Source organism: Streptomyces sp. G5(2025) (assembly GCF_049542075.1).
Lineage (GTDB): Bacteria > Actinomycetota > Actinomycetes > Streptomycetales > Streptomycetaceae > Streptomyces.
This window is the reverse complement of the sequence record NZ_JBMUZT010000002.1, coordinates 243203-259640: the sequence shown is the minus strand read 5'-3', so window position 1 is coordinate 259640 and position 16438 is coordinate 243203. Positions and strand designations below refer to the sequence as shown.

Here is a 16438-nt window from a genome sequence, read left to right as displayed (position 1 = left end):
CCTGTACGGGTACGGGTACGGGTACGCCTACGACGTGTGCGCGCCGCGAGTCAGGTGGATCACGCGCGGCTGCGTCTTGCCGGACGTGACCGACGCAGCTTCCGCCTCCGCCGAGAAGACCCCCGATCCCGCCGATCCCGCCGATCCCGCCGATTTCGCCGATTCCGCCGCTGAACCCGAGCGGCTCCCGGCCGGGGAGACCTGGCGTGCCCTGTACCGCCACTTCCGCCCGCACCGCGCCGCCGTGGCCCTCGGCGCGTTCCTGACGCTGATCGGTGCGGCGTCCGGCCTCGCGCAGCCGCTCGCGGCCAAGGCGCTCGTGGACCGGCTCGGCGCCGACGACTCGATCGCCGGCATCCTGGTGCTCCTCACCGCGCTCGTGGTCCTCGGTACCGCGATCGAGTCGGTCGGCGCGTACGTCCTGGAGCGCACCGCCGAATCCGTGGTGTTCGCCGCCCGGCGCACGCTGATCGGTCGGCTGCTGCGGCTGCGCCTCCCGGAGGTGGAGCGCACCCAACCCGGCGACCTGATGTCCCGGGTCACCTCCGACACCACGCTGCTGCGGGCCGTGACCACGCAGTCCGTGGTGTCCGCGGCGTCCGGCGGACTGACCTTCATCGCGACAATCGTGCTGATGGCGTTGATGGACCCGGTGCTGCTGGGTGTCACCCTCGGCGTGATCGTACTGATCGGGGGCGCGGTCTCCCTCGTCATGCCGAAGATCGCGCAGGCGACGCGGCGCGCCCAGGAGGCGGTGGGCACGATCTCGACCGCGCTCGAACGCGCCTTCGGAGCTTTCCGCACGCTCAAGGCGTCCGGTGCCGAGGGGCGGGAGGCGGAGGCGGTGCAGGAGGCCGCGCAGGAGGCGTGGCGGCACGGCGTGCGGGCGGCGAAGTGGCAGTCGGTGGCGTGGAGTTCGGTCGGGCTCTCCGTGCAGGTGTCATTCCTCGCGGTGCTCGGGATCGGCGGCGCGCGGGTCGCGTCCGGCGCGATATCCATTTCGACGCTGGTGGCCTTCCTGCTCTTCCTCTTCTACTTGATCGACCCGGTGTCGCGGCTGGTCGAGGCGGCCTCGCAGTATCAGGTGGGCTCGGCGGCGATCGCACGGATCGTGCAGGCGGAGCGACTCGAAACAGAGGAGACGGACCCGGATGCGGACCCGGACACGGGCCCGAAGACGCACCCGAAGACGCACCCGGAGACGGAGCGGGCGGCGGGGCACGCCGGCGGCGGTCCGGCTGCCGTGGCCTTCGAGAACGTGACCTTTCGCTACCGCGACGACCTCCCATACGTCCACCACGGCGTGAGCTTCGACGTGCCGGGGCCCGGCATGACCGCTTTCGTGGGCCCGTCCGGTGCGGGCAAGACGACGGTGTTCGGCCTGATCGAACGGTTCTACGAGGCGACGGGCGGGCGGATACTCGTCGACGGCAAGGACGTGCGGCAGTGGCCGCTGGCCCAGCTCCGGTCGGCCATCGGCTACGTGGAGCAGGACGCGCCCGTCCTCGCGGGCACCCTCCGCGAGAACCTCCTCTTCGCCGCGCCCGACGCCACCGACGCCGAGGTCCGCGAGGTCCTCGTGCGCGCCCGCCTCGACGGCGTCGTCGAACGGCTGCCGGAAGGCCTGGAGACGGTGGTCGGCCACCGGGGCTCCAAGCTGTCCGGCGGGGAGCGGCAGCGGGTGGCGATCGCCAGGGCGCTGCTCAGAAAACCCCGCCTGCTCCTGCTCGACGAGGCGACCTCACAACTGGACGCGGTCAACGAACTGGCGCTGCGGGACGTCGTGACAGAGGTGTCGCGCGAGGTGACGGTCCTGGTGGTGGCCCACCGTCTGTCCACGGTGATGCTGGCGGACCGGATCGTGGTGATGGACGCGGGGAAGGTCCGGGCGACAGGAACGCACGCCGAACTGGTGGCGGCGGACCCGCTGTACGGCGAACTGGCGGCGACCCAGTTCCTGGCCGCGTCGACCTCGGCTCCGGCGTGAGCGGCCACGGCGAGCCGGACGGCGAATTCCCCGGCGGCCGAAGCGCCCCGCCGGCTGTCCTGATCACCCCCTGGTTCGTGCCCGCCACGGTGGGGCCCTTGGTCTACCGTGGCGCCATGACGCGTCCGAACCCCCGTGCGGTGTACGACCGCTTTGTCACTCGCATCTCCGACCAGAGCGCCCAGTTGGTCTCGGCCGTCGAGGGCGCCGACACCACCGCGCCCGTGCCGGGCTGCCCCGGATGGACCCTCGCCCACCTGCTGCGCCACGTCGGCGGCACGCACGGCTGGGCCGAGACCGTCGTGCGGACGCGGGCCACCGGGCCCGTCCCGGACCACGAGGTCAACGACGTCACGCCCGGCGCGGACGACGACATCACCACGCTGACCGCCCGGCTCACCGAGAGCGCCGCCCGGCTCGTGGGCACGCTGCGCGAGGCGGGCCCGGACGCCACGGTGTGGACGCCGGCCCCGGGCGGCACGCCGCTGTTCTGGGCGCGGCGCATGACGTACGAGACGGTCGTGCACCGCTTCGACGCGACCGCCGCGGTCGGCGGGACCTTCACCCTGGACGCCGATGTCGCGCTCGACGGCCTCGACGAGTGGCTGGAGTTCAGCACGCTGCCGCAGGCCTACGAGTCGCAGGCCGCACACCGCGCGCTGCTCGGCCCCGGCCGCAGCATCCACTTCCACGCCACCGACGTGCCGGGAGGCGCGGGGGAAGGCGCGGGCGAAGGCACAGTAGCGGGCGCGGGGGAGTGGTTCATCGACCTGACCGATGCGCCCATCACCGTGAGCCACGTCCACGAGAAGGCGGGCGCAGCCGTGCGCGGCCCTCTCACCGACCTCCTGCTCCTCCTCTACCAGCGCCGCTCCCCGACTCCCGCCGACGGTATCGAAGTCCTGGGCGACGAGGCCCTTTTCGCCACCTGGCTGGAGGGCGCGGGCCACTGGCTGCGGAGGTGAGGAGGCGGAGAAGGCGCTGCTCGACGGTATTGTTACCGTCGACCGCATGCCTTCCGTACTTGTCATCGGTTACGACCCTCAGGCCCTGCCCGGCGTCGACGCGGAAGCCATCGGCGCCGCGCTCGACAAGGAACTGGCCGTCTTCGCGGAGCGCGGCATGGAAGCCGCGGTGTCGGCGATCGTGTTCGACGAGACCGCCGAGCCGACCCTCGTCGCCTCGCTCACCGAACGCCCCTGGGACGTGGTGCTCGTCGGCGCGGGCATCCGCAAGGTCGAGCAACTCCTCCCGTTCTTCGAACGCATCGTGAACCTGATCCACCGCCACGCGCCGCAAGCGGCCATAGCGTTCAACACGGGCGTCGACGACACCGTCGAGTCGGCGGAACGCTGGCTCTGACGGACAGGTCGGCGAGTATGCCTGCCGGGGCACAGGCTGCGCGGCGGAAGCCATGGTGGTGCCGGCTCAGTGCCTCCAGGCAAGGCCGGCGCATTCGGTGGGGCGCGCGGCGCGAGCCTGACGCGCGCATCGGTTCGGGGCGGGCTCGCGCGCCCCTCTCCGTGTACGCCGGTGCGCGCCCGGGCAGGAAGCACCGGACGGCCACGGCGGAACAGGCAGGCGGCGGAACAGGCCACGGCAGGGGAGGGCCACGTCGTGGCACCGGACCAGGAGGAGTCGGACGACATGACACACCACATGGGCCAGGACTGGGAGTTCACCGACGACCGGGACCAGCTGGTGAGGGCTCCACGCCGCCCGGCCCGGCTGGTCGCGTACCTGCCGACGGCCGCCGCGCTGCACGACCACGGCATACGCCCCGCCGGCGTCTTCGGCTCCGCGCACGACGACCCCGCCGTACCGGATCCGGCCAAGTCGGGCCGCCTGCCCCTGGAGGACGTCACCTACTTCGGCGCGGGCTCCGCGCTCGACCTGGACGCCCTCCTCGCCGCACGGCCCGAGTTGGTCGTCGCGCTCACCTACGGCGGCGGTCAGGTCTACGGCATCGACCCGGAAGCCGCCAAGCACCTGGAGGAGCGGGTCCCCCTCGCCGTGCTCGACGTCGGCCGCGGCCGCAGCCTCGCCGGGATCAGGAGCCGCCTCACCGCCCTCGCGCGCAGCCTCGGAGCCCCCGAGCAGTCCGACGCGGAAGCCGAACTTGACGCCGCCGAACGCCGGTTGAGCGGCGTGGCGGCCGGTGTCGTACGGCCGCGTGTGCTCGCCCTCTCGCCGGCGGGGCCCGACTCCGTCCACCTGGCGAGGCCCTACGCCTGGCCCGACCTCGCCGCGCTCGCCGGGCTCGGCGTCGCTCTCGTGGACCCCGCGTCCGGGCAGGGCACCAACTGGTCCACGACCGGCTGGGCCGAAGCGGCCGCGCTGGAGCCCGACCTCGTACTCACCGACGTACGGTCCAACGCGGCCCGGCTCGGCGACGCCCTGGGGCCCACCATGCGCACCCTGCCCTGGAACCCCGAACTGCCGCCCAGCGCCCGGGAACACGCCCGCTTCTGCACCGCACTCGCCGACGCGCTGGAGGACGTGCGGCCCTGAGGGGCCGGCAGAGCAGAGCGTCAGGCAGCGTCGCCGCGACGCGGTGGCTCACTCCTCCCGCGCGGAGCCCGCCGTGGCTCACTCCTCCCACCCAGAGTCCTGGATCACCTGGACGAAGTCGCCGCGGGTGAAGCCCGGCACGAAGTGCTCCAGGACGTCGGCCTTCACATTGCCGAACGTGGTCTCCGGCTTCGGCGCGATCCCGTCGGTGAACGCCTTGAGGATGCGCCGCTTGAAGTCGGGGCGCGGGTGCAGGGCCGTGATCTGCGCGCGGTCGCTCGCGCTGACGCTGTCGTAGCCGACGCCGAGTACGTCGTACTCCACCCCGGCGGTCACGAGCGCCACCTCCGGTTCCATGAACTCGGGGATGCCCGGGGTCGTGTGCAGGGCGATGGCCGTCCACACGCGCCGCACGGCGTCCTCGGGCACACCCCGGCTCCGCAGGAAGCGGCTCGCCTCGTCGGCGCCGTCGACCTCGAAGCGGCGCCCGCTGTCGTGGAAGTGGGCGCCGAGGCCCAAGTCGTGGAACATGGCGCCGATATAGAGCAGTTCGGCGTCGAAGCTCAGCCCGCGGGCCCGGCCCTGGAGGCTCCCGAACCAGTAGACGCGGCGGGAGTGGTGGTAGATCAGGTCGTCGGTGATGTCCCGGACCAGCTCGGTGGCCTCGGCGGCGAGCTTGGAGTCCGGGACGAAGACCCCCGCGACGGAGGAAGAGGTGAGCGGGGCGGCGGAGGAAGAGGCGGCGGAAGACGGGGTGGTCATGGAGGGCTCCTGTGTCGGTCGGGCTCTGTAGGTCCAAGACTGGGCCTCGGGCCCCTGCCTCGGCCATGTCCCCACGGACACGACTCCCACAGATCCGGACACCGCCACCGGCTACGTTGGAGCCATGCCCACCTCACCCGCCGCCGCCCACCCGCGCGCCGCCCACGCCGCCCCCGATGACCACGACGGCCACGAGGGCCACGATGTCGTCGTTCTTGCCTTCGACGGCGCGCGGCTCCTGGACGTCGCCGCCCCGCTGGAGGTCTTCCACACCGCGGCCGGCCGCACCGGCGCCTACCGGGTGCGGGTCTGCACCCCCGACGGCCGGGACGTCACGACCTCCACCGGGCTGCGCATCGCCGCCGACGTGGCCACGGCCGACGTCACCGGAACCGGCACCCTCGTCGTCCCCGGCCCGGCCGACCTGCGCATCCTCGCCGAACGCCCGGCACTGGTCGCGGACGTGGCCCGACTGGCCGCCGGCGCGGGGCGCGTGGCCGCGGTGTGCACCGGCGCGTTCGCGCTCGCGGCGGCCGGTCTGCTGGTCGGCCGCAGGGCGACGACGCACTGGGAGTACGCCGACGACCTGGCCCGCGCCCACCCCGACGTCACCGTCACGCCGGACGCCATCTATGTGCAGGACGGCCCGATCCTGACCTCGGCGGGCGTCACCGCGGGCATCGACGTGTGCCTGGCCCTCGTCGAGGAGGACCACGGCCCCGAGGAGGCCCGCCGGGTCGCCCGCGACCTCGTCGTCTTCCTCCAGCGGCCCGGCGGCCAGTCCCAGTTCTCCGCCGCCTCCCGCACCGCGACGACCCGCCACCCGGTGCTGCGCCCGCTCCTGGACGCCATCGCCGCCGACCCGGCGGCCGACCACAGCCTGCGCTCCCTGGCCCAGCGGGCGAACATCAGCGGCCGTCACGTCTCGCGGCTCTTCGCCCAGCAGATCGGCAGCACACCGGCCGCCCACGTGGAGACCATGCGGGTGGAGGCCGCCCGCATCCTCCTGGAGCACGGCGCGAACGTCACCGAGGCAGCGCGACGCAGCGGACTCGGCAGCGACGAGACGCTCCGCAGGACCTTCGCCCGCCACCTCGGCACGACACCGTCCGCGTACGCGGCGCGCTTCCGCACGACGAGGGCGACGAGGGCGACGTGGGAGAGCTGACCGCCGCCCACCGAGACCTGGATCCGAGCCGCACGGCCGCCTGTTACCCCGAGGCAGGCACTACCGGGCGCTGCTGTCGGGGACGCAGTCCGCGCCGAACGGGCCGCGCGAGGCGTGGTCGAGGTAGTGGTGCAGGTGGCCCGCGCCCTCCAGCATCGCCCGCGTCCGTGCGTCGAGCGCGGTGTCCCGCTCGGCCAGGGCCGCCCGCAGCGCCTCGACGCCGCCGCTGCGGCGCAGGTCGTCGAGGACCGGCTGGATCTGCGCGAAGAGGTAGTGGCTCTGCCGCAGCAGGTGGATCACGCGGGCGTCGCGCACATCGGCAGGGAGGTACACGCGGTAGCGCGTGCCCGGATCGCGTGCGGGTGCGAGCAGCCCGGCGGACTCCCACACCCGCAGGGCGGAGGTGCGCACGCCCAGATGGGCGGCCACCTCTCCGATGCGCAACCGAGAGCGCGGCAGTGCGGGGGCATCGGGCCCGCCCTCGGCCACGGCCTCCAGCGCCTGGCCGGTCGCCCGCAGGGAGCGCCGCTGCTCGTGCAGGGCGGCGTGCCCCGCGTCGATGAGGGCGAGCGCCTTCCGTACGTCCCCTTCGTGCACCGCCCGCATGACCGCCCCAGCGGCGCCCGGACCGTGCCCGCGGGCCAGGACCCGGTAGGTGAGCAGGGCCTGCCGGTGACTGTCGTCGAACCTGCGGTACCCGGCGGGGGAGCGCGGGGCGGGCGGCAGGATCCCCGCGTCCGCGTAATTCCGGATCTGCTGCGTGGAGATGCCGGCCGCACGCGCGAGGTCGACCGGGCGGAGCCGCGCGGCGCCGTCTTCTTCGCGCCCCACGCCCTCGGCCTCGCGCCCGGCGCCTTCCGCCATCTCTCGCGCAGTGTCGGCCGGGGCGCGCGGGCCCGCTTTTTGACGCCTCATCAACGACCTCTCGGTGGTGTCACTCCGCACCGATGCGCAGGTTACCGGGGGAGCCGTGGTGCGCGGGCCGAGAGCCACCGACGGGAGGGAACACTCGAACACCCGCCGTGTGGATGCGTGTGGATGATCGTGACTTGAAGATCGCTACTGGTCCGTAAGTGTGACCGGCCACGTCACCCGTCCGCCCGTCCGTACGCATCCGCCGTCCAGCTCGCCAGGACGGCGAGTTTCTCGGCGGTCGGGGAGCCGGGCGAGGCGGGTGTAGACGACCAGGGACTGGTCGGGGTCGCCGGGGAGAGGGGATCATCTCGTAGCCGAGGTCGAGGTCGCCGACCACCGGGTGCCGCAGGAGCTTGACGCCGTGCCGCAACCCCGGGCGCAGCCGTTCGGCACCCGGCGGGCGGGCCGCTTTCCGGTGCGGACGGGACAGGTCGCGCAGGTGACCGTGTTCGACCTCGTCCAGGCGGAGGACCCGGGCGATGGCGTCGAGCACGGCGTCGGACACGCTCGGAGTACGGCCTTGGTCGAGGCGGGTGCAGTAGTCGACGCTCACCCCGGCGAGCTGGGCGACTTCCGCCCGGCGCAGGCCGGGCACGCGTCGCCGCCCGGCCCCCGGCAGCCCCATGTCCTGCGGCTGGAGCCGGGCCCGGCTCCAGCCGCAGGACATCACCCAGGTCACCCAGGTCAGTGCCCATACAGCCCAGCCCAGGCCGGTCGCAGGAACCCAGCTTGGCCCTGCCGGACCCCGGAAACCGTGGCCCTGGCTGCGACGCGGCGGGGGTCGCACGGTGGTTCCCGTAACCCCGTTTCCCTCGCATCGCGGAGCGCCTCCCATGTCTGACCACGAGCACTTCTTCATCGACGGCCGCCGGCACGAACCGGCCGGTGACCGGACCATCACCGTGGTGTCTCCCGCCACCCATGGCGGTCCGTACCGGCTCGTTCGGCCTGAACAGCTACCTGCCCGACTTCGGTGCCCCGTCGGGCGGCTTGAAGGCGTCGGGCCTCGGGCGGGAGCTGGGCGCGGAGGGCTTCGGCGCCTACCGCGAGACCAAGACCAACTACGGAGTCGCCCCGCAGGCCGCCTGGAAGACGTGCCGGCAGCACGGACCTCCGGAGCAGCCACCGCCCGCCCCCTCCACGGCCGACGTACGCGGCCTCCGCACCGGTGGGCGCGGTCCGCTCGTGCCGGGTCGCTGTACGGGGCGGTCGACGCCGCCCGCCCCGTACAGCGCCCCAGCGGTTTCAACCGTCCCGCTCGTCCGCCGCGCGGCGCGCGCGCAGCGTCCGTACTTTGTGGAGGTTGCCGCAGTGCTCCATCGAGCACCAGCGGCGGCGGCCGGGGCGGGAGGTGTCGACGTAGATCAGGAAGCAGTTGTCGGACGCGCAGACGCGGACGCGGTGCGCGAACGGTCCCGTCAGAAGATCGACGGCGTCCCGCGCCACGGTGGAGAGCAGCCCGGCCCCGTGGGAGCCCCGCGCCCACCGGCGCCCCCCGTCCGGTCCGACGGCGGGGACCAGCGGCGGGTGGGCGGCCGCTTCGTTGAGGGTGTCGAGGTCGGCAGGGGTGGCGCCCGCGCCCTCGGCCAAGGCGGTCGTCACCCGGAACAGCGCGTCCCGCAGCCGCCGCGCGTGTGCGACGTCGTCCTCGGACACCTCAAGGACGGGCGTCGGCGTCAGCCGTGAACGTTCCGCCCAGGCGGCCAGGTCCTCGGGTGCGTGCAGCGTCTCGTAGCGGCGGAACTCGCCGGGGCCGCCGGTGGTCAGCAGCTCCAGGCAGAGCGCGCCCGGATCGAAGCGGTAGGTGGCGCCGCTGTGGGCGCGCATCAGGAGGCCGGGGGACGCGGACGGTTCCATGTAACTACCATAAGCGGTTACGGCGGCCGCCCCCGGCGCTTAGACTCCCCCGCATGGACGACACTCCGCGGGCACAGCTCGGCGCCGGAAAGTACCTGCTGGTCAGCAGTTACCGAAAGGACGGCGCCCTTGTGCCGAGCCCCGTCTGGGTCGTCCCGGACGGTGACGCGCTCGGGATCTGGACCGCCGCCGACTCCTGGAAAGTGAAGCGCATCCGCCGGCGGGCGGACGTCATGGTCGGGCCGTGCGATCTGCGGGGCAACCCGACGGGCAAGCAGGTCCCCGCGACCGCCGAGATCTGCCCGCCCGAGGTCACCGCGCGCTACCGCCGCCTCATCGGCCGCAAGTACGGCGTGATCGGCTTCCTCACCCTGCTCGGCAGTAGGCTGCGGCGCGGCCTTGACGGCACGGTCGGCATCCGCATCACGCTCGCGCCGCCGCGCCGATGAGCTGAGCCGGGGCGGCCCCGCTTCCCTGCCTCCTGCCTCAGGAAGCGCTCGGCCGCGCCGTCGCCGCCTGGAGGGCCGAGATGCACGCGCCGATGGCTTGCTGGAGGTCTTCGAGACGGCGCACCATGTCGTCCTCGTAGATGTCCTGGAAGTCCTCGGCGTTCTGGATGTCGTCGAACGTCAGCTCCTCGAAGACCTTCGTCGCCTTCTGCAAGCTGCTGTAGAACTTCGCGCGCCGCTCCTGCACCCGCAGCTCCGGGTCGCTCTGGACGGTCTGCGCCACCAGGTCGCGCACCGTGTCGTACGCCTCGCGCGCCCACTCGCCGGACTCCTCGCCGTCGTCCAGCTCGTCGATCAGGGACAGGTGTCGCTCGGCCTCCTCGCGCAGCTCGGCGGGGGCGTCGATCAGCTGGCCCGCGGGAGTCTTGACCTGGCCCTTCTGCACGATCTGGCGGACATACTCAACGCGGTCGCCCGCCTTGGCCTCGGCGGCCACGGCCTTCTTGAGGTCGTCGGCGCGCACGATGTCGCGGACCAGCTCGGTGCGGAGCGCCGAGTCGTCCCCGAGGCGGTCCATCAGCGCCTTCCTCGCGGCCTCCGCGGTGCCGGGGTCGGCGAGGATCGCGGCGCGCAGCGCGGTCGGGTTCTCCGCGACCTCCAGGGCCTTGGTCGGGCGGATACCCTCGGCCTCCGCGGCCTCCGTGATCGCGTTGCCGCGCGGGGTCAGGGCGCTGGAGCGGGAGGTGTAGTACGACAGCCACACGTCGGCGTCGGGCAGCTCCACGTCCATGCCGGGGGCGAGCGCCTCGAAGTGCGGCACCATCCCGTCGTCGGCGGCCTTGTCCCAGGCCTTGTAGTACCGCATGACCCGCTCCGCCGAGCAGCCCGCGAGCTCGGCGAACTCCTTGGCCGAGATCTTCGGCGTCTCGCCCGCGCCCTGCCCGCCCGGGCGCACGCTGCGGGCCACCTTCAGGCCGAAGGCCCAGCCGCCGGTGCGCGCGTACGCCCCGAAGGCGCGGGCGTCCTCGGCCACCAGGAGTGCCGCGTCGGCGTCGGCGTCGGCGGCGGTCTCGGACGCGGCGGTTGCGGACGGGGCGATGGCTGCGGTCACAGAAGCTCTCCTGGTGGGACAGATACGCGGAGGTGGACGGGATACTTTATCGCTCCTATTGGGATGGTTTGCACGCGAGTTGGCGTCGCGCTCCCCTGCGCCCGGCATCCGTTGGTGCCGCACCTTCTTCCCGGGGTGACGGCTCGCATAGGGTGCGTGGATGAGCATTCTGGATGACGCCCGCCCGGGCATGAACGCCGAGATCCGCCCGCAGGACGACCTGTTCGGACACGTGAACGGCCACTGGCTGGACACCGAGAAGATCCCCGAGGACCGCTCCAGCTGGGGCCCCTTCGTGCAGCTGGCCGACACGGCCGAGCAGCAGGTCAAGGAGATCATCCAGGAACTGGCGGCGGAGGCCTCCGGCGCCCCGTCCGAGGACGCCCGCAAGATCGCCGCGCTGTACGCCTCCTTCATGGACGAGGAGACCATCGCCGCCCGCGGCCTCGCCCCCGCCCAGCCCCTGATCGACGAGGTCGGCCGCCTGCGGGACGTGCGGGAGCTCGCCGTGTTCCTCGGCCGCTTCGAGCGCGTCGGCGGCTCGGGGCTCTTCGGCTCGTACATCGACTCCGACGACCGCGACTCCGACCGGTACCTCTTCAACATCCTCCAGGGCGGCCTCGGCCTGCCCGACGAGTCGTACTACCGCGACGAGAAGTTCGCCGAGATCCGCGAGAAGTACGTCGCCCACCTCACCCGGCTCCTCGCGCTCGGCGGGCACACCGCCCCCGAGGCCGCCGCGAAGACCGTGCTCACGCTGGAAACGAGGCTCGCCGCCGGGCACTGGGAGCGCGCCGAGACCCGTGACGTACTGAAGACCTACAACCTCACGTCCCTTGACGAACTCCTCGCGCTGGCACCCGAGTTCGACTGGCGCGGCTACGTCAAGGGGCTCGGCGGTTCGGACGCCACCATCGCCGAGACGTGCGTGCGCCAGCCCTCCTACCTCGCGCACCTCTCCGCGGTCCTCGCCGAGGTGCCGATCGAGCAGTGGCGCGACTGGGCGCTGACGCGGGTCCTGCGGGCCTGCTCGCCGTACCTCACCGACGACTTCGTGCAGAACAACTTCGAGTTCTACGGCCGCACCCTCAACGGCACCCCCGAGCTGCGCGCCCGCTGGAAGCGTGCCGTGGCCTTCGTCGAGGACGCCATCGGCGAGGCCGTCGGCAAGGAGTACGTCGCGCGGCACTTCCCGCCGTCGTCCAAGGCGAAGATGGACGACCTCGTCGCCAACCTCCTGGAGGCCTACCGCCAGTCGATCGCCCGCCTGGACTGGATGACCGACGAGACGAAGGAACGGGCGTACGAGAAGCTCGCCACGTTCCGCCCCAAGATCGGCTACCCGGAGACCTTCCGCGACTACTCGGCGCTCCAGGTCAGCGCCGACGACCTGCTCGGCAACGCGCAGGCGGCGGCGGCGTTCGAGTCGGACCGGCAGCTCGCCAAGATCGGTTCGCCGGTCGACCGCGACGAGTGGTTCATGCTGCCGCAGACAGTCAACGCGTACTACAACCCGGGCACCAACGAGATCTGCTTCCCCGCGGGCATCCTGCAGAAGCCGTTCTTCTCGCCCGACGCCGACCCGGCGGAGAACTACGGCGGCATCGGCGCGGTCATCGGCCACGAGATCGGCCACGGCTTCGACGACCAGGGCGCGCAGTACGACGGCGCGGGCAACCTCAACGACTGGTGGACCGCCGCCGACAAGGCCGCGTTCGAGGCCAAGTCGAAGGCGCTGATCAAGCAGTACGACGGCTTCTCGCCCCGCAACCTCCCCGGCGAGTCCGTCAACGGCTCGCTGACGGTCGGCGAGAACATCGGCGACCTCGGCGGCCTCACCATCGGGCACACCGCCTATCTCATCTCGCTCGCCGGGGCGCCGATGCCCGAGAGTGACGGCCTGACCGGTTCGCAGCGGCTCTTCACGAACTGGGCGTACTGCTGGCGCACCAAGCGCCGCAAGGAGCAGGAGCAGCAGTACCTCACGATCGACCCGCACTCGCCGCCGGAGTTCCGCGCCAACATCGTCCGCAACCTCGACGAGTTCCACGAGGCGTTCGGCACGGTGGAGGGCGACGGCCTGTGGCTGGACCCGGCGGAGCGTGTACGGATCTGGTGAGCCGGCTCCTCCTGGCTCAGGCGAGGAGAACGGCCGTGGCCGTCGTGAACCGCGCGGCGTCGTCCAGCCACGGGAAGTGGGCGGCGCCGGGCTGCACGACGAGCTCGGCGACCTCGGCCATGGCGGACGGCGGCGAGTCGAGGCCGGCCTCCCCGGCGAGGACCAGCACCGGCGCCCGGAGGCGGGCGAGCGCGGCGCGGGTGCTGTCGGGGTCGTAGGCCCCTCGCCGCCGAACGCCGCCGCGGCCTCGTCGTCTCGCTGCGCGTCCTCGGCCGCCTGGTGGGCCCGCGCGGTCTCGTCCAGGCGGCCGTACGCGAACGGCGGGATCGCCTGCCAGGACTCTGCCGTGCCCCGCCCGGCCACGATCGCCTCCAGGGCCGTGAACGCTGTCGGGAACCACGGCTCGTCCCGGCGCAGCAGCGCCGTCGCACACCGTACGTCACCGGTGACCGTGATGCCGAGGGCCATCACGCCCGGCGTGATCAGCGCGAGCCGCGCGACGCGTTCGGGGTGGCGGGCGGCGTACAGCACCGCGAGGTTCGCGCCGCCGGAGTGCGCGAGCAGGTCCATCGTGTCGCGGCCCAGGTGCTCGCGCAGGGCCTCCACGTCGTCGACGAGGCGGTCACAGCGGTAGGACGCGGTGTCCTCGGACGCGCCGGTGCCCCGCAGGTCCAGCATGGCCAGCGGTCGGTGGGCGCTCAGGCCGCCGAGGTCGCCGAGGTACGCGGAAGCCTGCACGGGCCCGCCGGGCAGACACACCACGGGGGCGCCGCCGCGCCCCCGCGCACCGCTCGGGGCCGGGCAGGCATGGGCGTGACCTTCTCAGGGCCGGGGTCAAGATCAACCGGGTTCTTCGCAGGGTTTCCCGCCGTGGACGTGCCGTGGGCGGCCGGTTCTTCGAAGGGCCCTTCCCCGTGTGGATCGGTTTCTTGCGGGGGCCCACGCCTGGGTCGGCCGGGTTGTTCGCTAGCGCGAGCCCTGCCGCCCGGAGCAGAAGGGTTCTTCGCCGGGCCCCGGCCCGGGGGGGAAAACCGCGTCTCTTCTTGCGGGCCCGCGCGGCCCGGACCGACCGCGTTCCCGTGGGGCGCCCGGCGGTCACCCGCTCGTGCGCGGTCAGTCGTCGGCGGTGAGTTCGGTCTGTTGCCCGGCCACCGGGGAAACGTGGTGAGGGATGTACCACTCGGTGAGAGCAGCCGCGCGCGGACCTCCGGTGCGAGGGCGGCGATCAGGGCGGGCACGGCGCCCCGTTGCACCTCGCTGGGGTGCGCGAGCACGGCGGCGACCTTCTGGTCCAGCCAGGGGCCGACGTCCACGGTCGCGGTGACCCACGCGTCCGGCACGCTGTGCGCCGCCTTGCGCTCGCCGACCACCTCGCTCAGGGCCGCCACGGCCGCGTGCGGGTGCGTGGCCAGGCAGAGCGCGCGGGGCTGCCAGGGCGCGCCGGCCCGCGGGTAGAGCTGTTCGAGCCCGGCGGCCTGCGTGGCGAGCACGGTCACCCAGTGGGTGTGGACGTGGTCCGGTGTCCCGTCAGCCCGCCGTAGGCGTCATGGGTGATCACGATGTCCGGGCGGACGTCCCGGATGCGGGCCACCAGACGCCGCACCGCCTCGTCCAGCGGCGCGTCGAGGAACCGTGGCTCTCCCGGGGCGGAATCCGGTACACGCGCGTCGGCGAAGCCGAGCAGGCGGGGCTCCCCGGCGCCCAGGACGCGCGTCGCCTCCGCCGGCTCCGCGGCGCGCCCGGTGCCCGGGGCCCAGGTCGCGGTTACCACGGCGGTGCGAGCGCCCGCCGCCGCGTGCCGGGCGAGCACGCCGCCGGACATCAGGGACTCGTCGTCGGGGTGAGTGAAGACCGCGAGCCGGCTCGGTGCCGTCATCGAAGCACCGCCTTCCGGTAGGGGTACGGGAGGTCATGGGCAGGCGGGGCCGGCAGCATAGGCCCTTCCTCCCCCGTGCCTAGGCGCGTGGGGCGTCGGGCGTGAGCGTGGCGCGGACGAGGGCGGCCACTCCGTCGTGGATGCGCCGCACCGGGGTGCCGTTCGCGCGGAGGTGCTCGATCAAGTCGCTGCGTACGGCGGCCAGGAGCGCGTGCGCGAGGAACTCGGCGTTCCGTTCGCCGCGGGCCGCGGTGAGCAGGGCGGTCAGCTCGGCGTGCCACAGCGCGTAGGTGCCGTTGCGGTAGGGGCTGCCGCTGCCCGCGCTCTCCAGGGCGAGCATGAGGGGGCGCGTGTCCAGCTTCAGGCGCAGCAGGGCGTCCAGGAGGGCGAGGGCGCGTTCCTCCGCGGGCGCGCCGGGGCCGAGCGGCGGGGGGCCGGTCGCGACATCGGCCCGCAGCTGCTCGGTGCGCTGCTCGACGAGCGCCTTGATCAGCCCGACCCGGTCGCCGAACCGGCGGAAGAGCGTGCCCTTGCCCACCCCGGCGGCGGCCGCGATGTCGTCCATGGACACGCGGTCGGGGTCTTCGCGCTCGCGGAACAGCCGCTCGGCTGCGGCCAGTACGGCCTCGCGGTTGCGCCGGGCGTCGGCCCGCTCCTTGCGCGGGGGTGGTGTCACGGTGCCTCCACTGGAAATACGGACCGCCAGTCCGTATCGTATATCCGGACCGCTGGTCCGTATTTTAGCGCGGGCCTCGCCCTACCTGACGCGGGTCACACCCTGCGGAGAGGCGCAGCCATGCAGCACGAAACGATGAGCGGCCGTACGGCACCGGTTCTGGTGACCGGCGGTACCGGCAACACCGGACGCCGGATCGCGGACCTCCTGGCCGGGGCCGGCCACCGCGTCCGCGCGGCCAGCCGTCGCCCGGGACCGGGACCGGGGCCGGCCACACGTGGGCGCGCTTCGACTGGGGTGACGAGGCGACCCACGGCCCGGCCCTGGAAGGCGTACGCCGCGTCTACCTCGTCCCGCCCACCGGTGAGCCGGATCCCGCCGCGTACTTGCTGCCGTTCCTCGACCGGGCGCGCCGGGCAGGGGCCGACCGCGTGGTGCTGCTCAGCTCCTCCGCCATCGTGGAGACGGACGGCGGCCTCGGCGAGGTCCACCGCGCGGTCCCGGCGTGGTTCCCGCAGTGGACCGTGCTGCGGCCCTCCTGGTTCATGCAGAACTTCACCGGTGATCACCCGCACGCCCGCGGCATGCGCGAGCGCGGCGAGATCGTGACGGCCACCGGGGACGGCAAGGTCGCGTTCGTGGACGCCGAGGACATCGCGGCCGTCGGCGCCCGAGCCCTGACGGACGAGCGACCGCACAACACCGCCCACCTCATCACCGGCCCCGAGGCGCTGAGTTACGAGCAGGTCGCCGCGACGCTCTCCCGCGTCACGGGCACGGCTGTGCGCCATCGCGCCGTCTCTCGCGCGACGATGCGGGACCGGCTGGCCGCTGACGGCATCCCGGAGCGCTTCGCCGATCTCCTCGCCGGGATGGACGAGGCGATCGCCGGGGGAGCGGAGGACCGTACGAGCCCCGCCGTGGAGCAGGTCACGGGCCGCGCCCCACGCTCCTTCGCCGACTTCGCCGCGGCGCACGCGGCCGTCCGGCGACGGTGAGGGCGCGTT

General features: G+C 73.3%; 14 protein-coding genes and 2 pseudogenes. 8 read left to right on the top strand and 8 right to left on the bottom strand.

Annotated features, from left to right (window positions below):
* The first annotated feature begins 85 nt into the window (after nucleotides 1-85).
* From ACOBQB_RS01615 to ACOBQB_RS01600, 4 genes are all read left to right on the top strand, one after another.
* On the top strand, nucleotides 86-1987 hold the full coding sequence (locus tag ACOBQB_RS01615) for an ABC transporter ATP-binding protein (protein ID WP_423588173.1): 1902 nt from the start codon (nucleotides 86-88) through the stop codon (nucleotides 1985-1987).
* A 116-nt stretch (nucleotides 1988-2103) separates the two neighbouring features.
* Complete coding sequence (locus ACOBQB_RS01610; protein WP_423588171.1) at nucleotides 2104-2952, top strand: maleylpyruvate isomerase N-terminal domain-containing protein; 849 nt, start codon at nucleotides 2104-2106, stop codon at nucleotides 2950-2952.
* Between the two features lie 46 nt (nucleotides 2953-2998).
* Entirely contained in the window at nucleotides 2999-3349 is a 351-nt protein-coding gene (locus ACOBQB_RS01605) for a hypothetical protein (protein ID WP_423588169.1), read from the top strand.
* A 297-nt stretch (nucleotides 3350-3646) separates the two neighbouring features.
* Complete coding sequence (locus ACOBQB_RS01600; RefSeq protein ID WP_423590323.1) at nucleotides 3647-4498, top strand: ABC transporter substrate-binding protein; 852 nt, start codon at nucleotides 3647-3649, stop codon at nucleotides 4496-4498.
* A 78-nt stretch (nucleotides 4499-4576) separates the two neighbouring features.
* Here the strand turns inward: ACOBQB_RS01600 and ACOBQB_RS01595 are convergent, their stop codons facing one another.
* Complete coding sequence (locus tag ACOBQB_RS01595) at nucleotides 4577-5260, bottom strand: HD domain-containing protein (protein ID WP_423588167.1); 684 nt, start codon at nucleotides 5258-5260, stop codon at nucleotides 4577-4579.
* A gap of 124 nt (nucleotides 5261-5384) precedes the next feature.
* Here ACOBQB_RS01595 and ACOBQB_RS01590 point away from each other — a divergent pair, with 124 nt between their 5' ends.
* On the top strand, nucleotides 5385-6428 hold the full coding sequence (locus tag ACOBQB_RS01590) for a GlxA family transcriptional regulator (protein ID WP_423588165.1): 1044 nt from the start codon (nucleotides 5385-5387) through the stop codon (nucleotides 6426-6428).
* Between the two features lie 60 nt (nucleotides 6429-6488).
* Here the strand turns inward: ACOBQB_RS01590 and ACOBQB_RS01585 are convergent, their stop codons facing one another.
* The 3 genes from ACOBQB_RS01585 to ACOBQB_RS01575 all read right to left on the bottom strand — a co-directional run bounded on the left by ACOBQB_RS01585 (nucleotide 6489) and on the right by ACOBQB_RS01575 (nucleotide 9200).
* Nucleotides 6489-7292, bottom strand: a complete 804-nt coding sequence (locus ACOBQB_RS01585; RefSeq protein WP_423588163.1) for a MerR family transcriptional regulator — start codon at nucleotides 7290-7292, stop codon at nucleotides 6489-6491.
* A gap of 70 nt (nucleotides 7293-7362) precedes the next feature.
* Complete coding sequence (locus ACOBQB_RS01580) at nucleotides 7363-7968, bottom strand: helix-turn-helix domain-containing protein (RefSeq protein WP_423590321.1); 606 nt, start codon at nucleotides 7966-7968, stop codon at nucleotides 7363-7365.
* 620 nt (nucleotides 7969-8588) lie between these two features.
* Nucleotides 8589-9200 (bottom strand): CGNR zinc finger domain-containing protein, encoded by a 612-nt coding sequence (locus ACOBQB_RS01575; protein ID WP_423588161.1) that lies wholly within the window; start codon nucleotides 9198-9200, stop codon nucleotides 8589-8591.
* 53 nt (nucleotides 9201-9253) lie between these two features.
* On the opposite strand from ACOBQB_RS01575, the gene ACOBQB_RS01570 reads away from it, so the two are divergent.
* Nucleotides 9254-9649 (top strand): PPOX class F420-dependent oxidoreductase, encoded by a 396-nt coding sequence (locus tag ACOBQB_RS01570; RefSeq protein WP_423588159.1) that lies wholly within the window; start codon nucleotides 9254-9256, stop codon nucleotides 9647-9649.
* 37 nt (nucleotides 9650-9686) lie between these two features.
* Here the strand turns inward: ACOBQB_RS01570 and ACOBQB_RS01565 are convergent, their stop codons facing one another.
* The gene (locus tag ACOBQB_RS01565; RefSeq protein WP_423588157.1) at nucleotides 9687-10760 is read right to left on the bottom strand and encodes a hypothetical protein; all 1074 of its coding nucleotides are present in this window, start codon (nucleotides 10758-10760) and stop codon (nucleotides 9687-9689) included.
* 160 nt (nucleotides 10761-10920) lie between these two features.
* Here ACOBQB_RS01565 and ACOBQB_RS01560 point away from each other — a divergent pair, with 160 nt between their 5' ends.
* Nucleotides 10921-12879, top strand: coding sequence for a M13 family metallopeptidase (locus ACOBQB_RS01560; RefSeq protein WP_423588156.1), 1959 nt, complete (start codon nucleotides 10921-10923; stop codon nucleotides 12877-12879).
* A gap of 16 nt (nucleotides 12880-12895) precedes the next feature.
* On the opposite strand, the pseudogene ACOBQB_RS01555 reads toward ACOBQB_RS01560, so the two are convergent.
* From ACOBQB_RS01555 to ACOBQB_RS01545, 3 genes and pseudogenes are all read right to left on the bottom strand, one after another.
* Nucleotides 12896-13641, bottom strand: a pseudogene (locus tag ACOBQB_RS01555) (alpha/beta fold hydrolase).
* A gap of 351 nt (nucleotides 13642-13992) precedes the next feature.
* A pseudogene (locus ACOBQB_RS01550) lies at nucleotides 13993-14755 on the bottom strand (PIG-L deacetylase family protein).
* 79 nt (nucleotides 14756-14834) lie between these two features.
* Nucleotides 14835-15431, bottom strand: coding sequence for a TetR/AcrR family transcriptional regulator (locus ACOBQB_RS01545; protein WP_423588154.1), 597 nt, complete (start codon nucleotides 15429-15431; stop codon nucleotides 14835-14837).
* Between the two features lie 386 nt (nucleotides 15432-15817).
* Here ACOBQB_RS01545 and ACOBQB_RS01540 point away from each other — a divergent pair, with 386 nt between their 5' ends.
* Nucleotides 15818-16429 (top strand): NmrA family NAD(P)-binding protein, encoded by a 612-nt coding sequence (locus ACOBQB_RS01540; protein ID WP_423588152.1) that lies wholly within the window; start codon nucleotides 15818-15820, stop codon nucleotides 16427-16429.
* Nucleotides 16430-16438: the final 9 nt, after the last annotated feature.